The sequence below is a fragment of the Chitinophaga sp. GbtcB8 genome, from assembly GCF_019091455.1.
GTDB lineage: Bacteria > Bacteroidota > Bacteroidia > Chitinophagales > Chitinophagaceae > Chitinophaga.
Map to the genome: position 1 here is coordinate 1 of NZ_JAGXJN010000348.1, position 241 is coordinate 241.

General features: G+C 53.1%; 1 protein-coding gene. It reads left to right on the plus strand.

The features are described 5' to 3' along the window. A partial coding sequence (locus KVT36_RS32055) for an MFS transporter (RefSeq protein ID WP_217607489.1) occupies positions 1–241 on the plus strand: 241 nt, incomplete at both ends.

Consider the following 241-nt stretch of genomic DNA (forward strand, 5'->3'; position numbering starts at 1 on the left):
TTCACGTTTACCGCTATACGTTTTTTTGACCGCCTAGGCCGCAGGCAGCCCATGCTTATTGGCACTGTGGGGGTGATTTCCCCCCTGGGGCTGGTAGCCATTTCCTTTTACCGGCCTACCGGCGGCATTGCAGTGGTGTCCTACCTGCTCATCTACATTGCCCTTTTTGGCTTTTCACAGGGCGCGGTTATCTGGGTGTTGATTTCAAAGATCTTCCCTAACCAGGAACGCGCCATAGTAT